Origin of the sequence: Kitasatospora nipponensis, assembly GCF_039528135.1 — a bacterium.
GTDB lineage: Bacteria > Actinomycetota > Actinomycetes > Streptomycetales > Streptomycetaceae > Kitasatospora > Kitasatospora nipponensis.
Genome location: NZ_BAAALF010000281.1, coordinates 1 through 7,428, shown reverse-complemented (window position 1 = coordinate 7,428; position 7,428 = coordinate 1). Strand labels below are relative to the sequence as shown.

Below are 7,428 nucleotides of genomic sequence, written 5' to 3'. Positions count from 1 at the left end.
GCGCCGGCCCCCCCGCGAAGCCGGCGCCCGGCCCCCCCGGCCCCGCGGGGGCGGGGGGGCCCCCCGGCAGCTCACGGGTGCTCTCGACCGCGGGCTCCGCCCGCCACAGGCCCTGCGGCAGCCGCTCCTCGACCGGCAACACCACCGGACGCGCCGCAGCGCTCCCGGCCGACGCGCCACCGGCGGGGGGCCGGACCCCGGTCGGGGCCGGGCCGCTCGGCGTCACCCGGGGCAGCACCGCCGTCCGGTCGACCGCCGGGCCCTCGGTGGCGGCCGCGCCCGGACGGCCCTTGGCCTGCGAGCCCTGCGAGCCCTGCGGGCTCTGCGGCACCTTCGGCAGGACCGCGGTCGCGTCGACCGCCCCGGTGGCCGGATCGTCCGCCGCGTCACCCTCCGGGTCGCCCCCGGGCCCGGCCCCCGCCCCCCCGGCGGCGGCGGCCGGGGGGTCGCCCGCGACCGCGCCCGCCGCCCGCGCGGCGGCGTCGGCGGCGCCCACCGCCGCCTGCCGGTCGCGCTCGGAGATCTCCTGCGTCAGATCCTCGGGGCCGGTCACCAGCGGCAGCTCGGCGGTGACCGCCGCCGCGTCGTTGGCCGCCGCCGCGGCCGCCGCGGCAGCCTCCGCGACCCGGGTCGCCTCGGCGCGCTGGAGCGCCTCCTCGGCCCGTCGCCGCTGCTCCTCGCGCTGCACGTCGCGCTGGCGCTGCAGCTCGGCCTGCTGGGCGGCCTGCGCCTCCAGGCGGGCCCGCTCCTTGGCCTCGGCCGCCAGCCGGACCTCCTCCGCGGCCTTGCGCTCGGCCTCCGCGGCCGCCCGCTCGGCGGCCTCGGCCGCCGCCTTGAGCCTGGCCTCCTCGGCAGCCTTGCGAGCCGCCTCGGCGGCGACCCTGGCCGCCTCCTCCTTCGCCAGCCGCTCCTGCTCGGCCTGCTCGGCCCGCAGCTGCTCCAGCAGCTCCAGGCGCTTGCGCTCGGCGGCCTCCGCCTCGGCCTTCTTGCGGGCCTCCTCGGCCGCGCGGCGCTCGGCCTCCGCCCTGGCCTTGCGCTCCTGCTCGATCCGGGCGGCCTTCTCCTGCTCGGAGAGCGGCAGCTCGCGGTCGAGCCGGTGGCGCACCGCGGTGGTGACCAGCGCCGGCTCGCGGCTGCCGTCGACGACCAGGTAGCGCACCGGGTCGCCCGCCGCCAGCGCGAGGAACCCGGCGCGGACCCGGGCGTGGAACTCGGTCGGCTCGGACTCCAGCCGGTCCAGCGCCTCGGTGAACCGCTCACGCGCCTTCGTCGGGTCGACGTCCAGCACGACGGTCAGGTCGGGCACCAGCCCGCCGGTGGCCCAGCGCGAGATCCGGGCCACCTCGGTCGCGGCCAGGTCGCGCCCGGCGCCCTGGTAGGCGATCGAGGAGTCCATGTACCGGTCGGTGATCACCACGGCGCCGCGGGCCAGCGCCGGGCGGATCACGTTCTCCACGTGCTCCGCGCGGTCGGCCGCGTAGATCAGCGCCTCGGCGCGGTGCGAGAGGCCGGTGTTGCCGACGTCCAGGACCAGGCCGCGCAGCCGCTGCCCGACCGGGCTGCCACCGGGCTCACGGGTCAGCACCACCTCGTGGCCCTTGCTGCGGATCCACTCGGCCAGCGCCTGCGCCTGGGTGGATTTGCCGGCCCCGTCGCCACCCTCCAGGGCGATGAAGAAGCCGGTGCCGGTGGTGCGGTGCTCGGGCACGTCGCGCGCGCCGCTGACCGCCTCCAGCAGCTCACGGCCGAACGGCACGGTGCCGCGCTGGTCGTCCGTCTTGAGCAGGACCACGGCCGCCAGCACCAGGGTCAGCACCCCGGCGGTGGCCACCGCGAGCGCGGCGCCGCCGTGCACGAAGGTGAAGCTGCCCGGACCGCGGCTGCCGTAGTCGACCTCGCCGTAGGCCGCCGCGATCAGCGGGACCACCACCAGCGCGGCGCCCACGACCATCCGCAGCACCGCGTACAGGTGCTCGGTGACCCGCGGCAGCCGGTCCTCCTCGACCTCCTGCGCCAGCAGCGCGCGACCGACCCCGACCACGATGCCGGCGGCCGTCGCGGCCACCGAGGTGAGCAGCAGGATCAGCACGTAGTCGAAGACCAGCCCGGCCAGGATCAGTGCCACGCCCATCACCAGCAGCGCGACCGCCAGCAGCCGGCGGCGCGAGAGCGCGGGCAGGGTGACCCGGGTGAGCCGCAGCCCGAGCCAGGGCAGGCCGGTCGCGGCGAGCACCAGCAGGCCGTAGCCGACCGGTCCGCCGCCGTGCTCGAAGGAGGTCAGCAGCGCGAGCGCCGCGGCGCCGGCCATCGCGGCGTAGGCGGCGGCCACCGAGAAGGTGAAGTAGGGCGCGGAGCCGGTGCGGCCCTTGCCCAGCGCCGGGCCCGGGGTCGCGTCGGTGGGCGCGCGCAGGCCCCGCAGCGGGGAGCGCGGCACGGCGCCGGCCACCCGGCGCGGCAGGTCCTGAAGGTTGAGCAGCACGGCCGAGGCGGCGAAGAGCCCGGCGGCGCCCAGCGCGGCGACCGTCACCTGGTGGTGCCTCAGCCACTGCGAGCCCAGCGCCGCGACGAGGTTGTTGACCAGCGTGAAGCCGACCAGGCCGACCGCCGCGAGCGGCACGGTGGCCCAGCCGGTGCGCAGGTCCAGCGTGCGCAGGGTGTCCAGGTTCGCGGCCGAGGGGCGCTGCTCGTCCGTCGGCGCGTACGGGTTGACCGGCGGGAGCAGGGCCGGCGCGGTCGCGCCCTTGGCGGTCGACCAGATCCGCTCGGCGACACCGGCCGCGAAGACGGTGCCCAGCAGCGCGTAGGTGGCGGCGGAGCCCGTCCCGAGCCAGACCGGCCACCAGGGCGCCACGGCGATCAGGGCCGCGCGCACCACGTCCGCGCCGATCAGCGTCCAGCGCCGGTCGAGCCGGGTGGTGAGCAGCCGGTGGAGCGGGCCGAGCAGCGGGACGCCGACCAGCGCCGCGGCCGCGAGGCGGACCGCGAAGACCAGCGCGACCGTCAGGGCGACGCCGCGGTACCCGCCGCCGAACTGGCCGGCGGTGGCGGCGGCGGCCACCGTGAGCGCGAGCAGCACCAGGAAGGCCAGCCGGTCGGCGGTGCCGCCGATCAGCTGGGTCACCCACAGCCGCCGGTAGGGGCGCAGCCGCAGCAGGGCGCGGGCCCGCTCACCGGGCGTTCCGGCCGGCGCCACCTCGGGCAGGTCGGGTACGCCGATGCCGGCCGCGGCGGCTGCGCTGGGGGTGGGCTGCTCCTCGCTCGTCATACCGTCAGGGTAGCGGTCGCCGGATGGCCGGAAAGGGCTCATGCCGCTGCGGACCGCGCATCATGACAGCCCTGTGACGCGCCCGCCGGGCGAGGTCGACCCCCGCACCAGGTGGGGCGGGGGTCGACCGGGTCGGCGGGCCCGACGAGCGGCGGCGCCCCACGGGGCGTCACCGCACGGGGCGTCAGCCGGCGTCGGGCGAAGCGGCGGCCGAGGTCGCCTTCTTCGCCGCGGTCGCCTTGCCGGCCGTGGTGGTCTTCTTGGCCACCGTCTTCTTCGCCACGGTCTTCTTGGCCGTGGTGGTCTTGGCGGTGGTGGTCTTCTTCGCCGCCGCCTTCTTGGCCGGGGCCTTCTTCGCGACCTTCTTCACCGGCCCGCGCGCCCGCTTCTCGGCGAGCAGCTCGTAGCCGCGCTCGGGCGTGATGCTCTCCACCTCGTCGTCCTTGCGGAGCGTGGCGTTGGTCTCGCCGTCCGTCACGTACGGCCCGAACCGGCCGTCCTTGACGACCACCGGGCGCTCGCTGACCGGGTCGGTGCCCAGCTCCTTGAGCGGCGGGGCGGCGGCGGCCCGGCCGCGCTGCTTGGGCTGGGCGTAGATCGCCAGCGCCTCCTCCAGCGTGACCGTGAACATCTGCTCCTCGCTGGTGAGCGAGCGCGAGTCGGTCCCCTTCTTGAGGTAGGGCCCGTACCGGCCGTTCTGCGCGGTGATCTCCACGCCCTCGGCGTCGACACCGACCACCCGCGGCAGCGAGAGCAGCTGCAGCGCGTCCTGCAGGGTGACGGTGTCCAGCGACATCGTCTTGAGCAGCGAGGCGGTCCGCGGCTTGACCGCGTTCTTGCCGGTCTTCGGGGTGCCCTCGGGCAGGATCTCGGTGACGTACGGGCCGTAGCGGCCGTCCTTGGCGACCAGCATGTTGCCGCTCACCGGGTCGGCGCCCAGCTCGAAGTCGCCGCTCGGCTTGGCCAGCAGCTCCTCGGCCAGCTCCACGGTCAGCTCGTCCGGCGGCAGCTCGTCGGGGATGTCGGCGCGCTGACCCGGCTCGCCCTCGACGGCCGCGGCCTTCTCGACGTACGGGCCGTAGCGGCCCACCCGCAGGGTGATCTCGTCGTTGAGCGGGAACGAGCTGATCTCGCGGGCGTCGATCGCCCCGAGGTCGGTGACCAGTTCCTTCAGCCCGCCGAGGTGGTCGCCGTCGCCGTTGCCGGCCTCGGCCGCGCCGCCCACCGCGGCGGCCTCGCCCTCACCGAAGTAGAAGCGCTTGAGCCACGGCACGGACTGCGCCTCGCCGTTGGCGATCCGGTCGAGGTCGTCCTCCATCCTGGCGGTGAAGTCGTAGTCGACCAGCCGGCCGAAGTGCTTCTCCAGCAGGTTGACCACCGCGAAGGAGAGGAACGACGGCACCAGCGCCGTCCCCTTCTTGAAGACGTACTTGCGGTTGATGATCGTGTCGATGATCGAGGCGTAGGTCGAGGGGCGACCGATCTCGCGGTCCTCCAGCTCCTTGACCAGCGAGGCCTCGGTGAACCGGGCCGGCGCCTTGGTGGAGTGGCCCTCGGGGGTGAGCTGCTCGGCGGAGAGCGGGTCGCCCTGGGTGACCTGCGGCAGCCGGCGCTCGCGGTCGTCCAGCTCGGCGTTCGGGTCGTCGGCGCCCTCGACGTACGCCTTGAGGAAACCGTGGAACGTGATGATCTTGCCGGAGGCGGAGAACTCCACGTCCCGGCGGTCGCTCGAGGTGCCGCCGACCCGGACGGTGACCGACTGGCCGACCGCGTCCTTCATCTGCGAGGCGACGGTGCGCATCCAGATCAGCTCGTAGAGGCGGAACTCGTCGCCGCTGAGCGAGGTCTCCGCCGGGGTACGGAAGCGGTCGCCGGAGGGGCGGATCGCCTCGTGCGCCTCCTGGGCGTTCTTGACCTTGCTGGCGTAGACGCGCGGCGCGTCCGGCAGGTAGTCGGCGCCGTAGAGCTGGGTGACCTGGACCCGGGCCGCGGTGACCGCGGTCTCGGAGAGCGTGGTGGAGTCGGTACGCATATAGGTGATGAAGCCGTTCTCGTACAGCTTCTGGGCCACCTGCATGGTGCGCTTGGCGCCGAAGCCCAGCTTGCGGCTGGCCTCCTGCTGGAGCGTGGTGGTGCGGAACGGCGCGTACGGCGAGCGGCGGTAGGGCTTGGACTCGACGCTGCGCACGCCGAACGAGGTCTGCTCGAGCGCGGCGGCCAGCGCCCGGGCGGCCTGCTCGTCCAGGTGCAGGGTGCCCTGGGTCTTGAGCCGGCCGTCCTGGCCGAAGTCGCGGCCGCTGGCGATCCGCTTGCCGTCCACCGCGGCCAGCCGGGCGCCGAAGGTCTCCGGGTTCGCGGCGTCCGCCGGGGTCCGGCCGGTGCCGAAGGTGGCGGTCAGGTCCCAGTAGGAGGCCGCGGTGAAGGCGATCCGCTCGCGCTCGCGCTCGACCACCAGGCGGGTCGCCACCGACTGGACGCGGCCGGCCGAGAGCTTCGGCATGACCTTCTTCCAGAGCACCGGCGAGACCTCGTAGCCGTAGAGGCGGTCGAGGATGCGGCGGGTCTCCTGGGCGTCGACCAGGCGCTGGTTCAGCTCGCGCGGATTGGCCACCGCCTGCTGGATCGCGTCCTTGGTGATCTCGTGGAAGACCATCCGCTTGACCGGCACCTTGGGCTTGAGCACCTGCTGCAGGTGCCACGCGATGGCCTCGCCCTCGCGGTCCTCATCGGTGGCGAGGAAGAGTTCATCCGACTCCGCCAGCAGCTGCTTGAGCTTGGTGACCTGGGCCTTCTTGTCACTGTTGACGACGTAGATGGGCGCGAAGTCGTGGTCGACGTCGACGCCCAGGCGGCGCACCTCGCCGGTGTACTTGTCCGGCACCTCGGCCGCGGTTCCCGGCAGGTCCCGGATGTGCCCGACGCTCGCCTCGACGATGTAGCCGGGGCCGAGGTAGCCCTTGATCGTCTTCGCCTTGGCGGGCGACTCGACAATGACGAGTCGTCGGCCGCCCTGCGCGGTCTCGCTGCTCGGGGACACCTTCGCTCTTCTCTCCCGATCGTTTCCTGTGTGCTGGCCGACGGCTGGTCCCACGGCTGTGACCGGTTGCGGAACCGGTCACCGAGGGCAGCGCGGGCGCTCTGTCGCCCGGCACACCACCGCCAGGGGTTGCCGCACTGCGACGACCCCACCTGCGGAGTGTGACCGTACCCTGGTCACCCTTGTCAAACGGACGGATCCTGCTTTTTCACCGGCAAGGCCGACCGACGCCACTCGAACGGTAACCCGATGATGGACCTTCGTGCCGCGCAGTTCTGGTGAGCGGGGTGTCGAAAAGGGACTCTTTCGGTCGGCGGCGGGTGCGGCCCGAGCCCGCTCGAGCGGGCCGCGAGGGCAGCGCGGCGGCGGCCGGCACAGCCCTTCCACGGCACCCCCGACCCCCCGGCCGGGACGGCGGACACCGGCCCGGCGGAGCCGCGCCCGCTCTGGCGGGCAGCACGAAAGCGCAGGTCAGGGCTGTCCCGGTCGGACGGCGGAGGACCGGCGGCCGCCGCGGACCCCCGCACCGGGGCGGATGGGTCGGCGCCGCCCGGCGGTCGGGTCAGCGCAGCAGGACCGAGGCGAGCAGACTCAGGCCGCCGGCCAGACTGCTGGTGCCGAGAATCGTCCAGAACACATCAAGCGGCAGCGAGGCGGCCGTCGCCGCGCCGGAGAGCACCACCTGGGCCGGGCGCCGCGGATCGTATGACACCCGCACCGAGCTGCCCGGCACCAGCGCCACCGGTCGGTGCAGCGGCGTGCGGCCCCGGGGCCGGGCCAGCACCGCCACCGACTCGGCGCGGCCGGTGAGGCCGTCGCCGCCGGACACGCCGACCGAGGGCAGCGTGGCGAAGGAGAGCAGCGGGGCCGGGTCCAGCGCCTGGACCGGCAGGGTGTCCGCGACCACCTGCGCGGTGACCGGGATGCCGTACCGGCGCAGGCGGTGGCGCAGGCGCAACTCGACGGCGCACCAGAGCAGCAGGGCGCCGCCGAAGAGCGCGAGCACGCTACCCGCCGCGATCGCCGTCGGCGTCTCCATATGTCCTGTGTCCCCCTCGCCGAAGCCGCTGCCGGTCGCCGCCCGCGGCGCCGGCGCGGGCGGTCCACCGCGGCGGGCACCCCGCGG

3 protein-coding genes are annotated in these 7,428 nt (G+C 75.0%); all 3 read right to left on the bottom strand.

Annotated features, from left to right (window positions below):
* Positions 1 to 3,265 (bottom strand): dTMP kinase (gene tmk, locus ABD323_RS38175; protein WP_344446702.1); only part of this gene is annotated, 3,265 nt, incomplete at its 3' end.
* 184 nt (positions 3,266 to 3,449) lie between these two features.
* Positions 3,450 to 6,302, bottom strand: coding sequence for a type I DNA topoisomerase (gene topA, locus ABD323_RS38170; RefSeq protein ID WP_344446700.1), 2,853 nt, complete (start codon positions 6,300 to 6,302; stop codon positions 3,450 to 3,452).
* A gap of 562 nt (positions 6,303 to 6,864) precedes the next feature.
* A partial coding sequence (locus ABD323_RS38165) for a hypothetical protein (RefSeq protein WP_344446699.1) occupies positions 6,865 to 7,428 on the bottom strand: 564 nt, incomplete at its 5' end.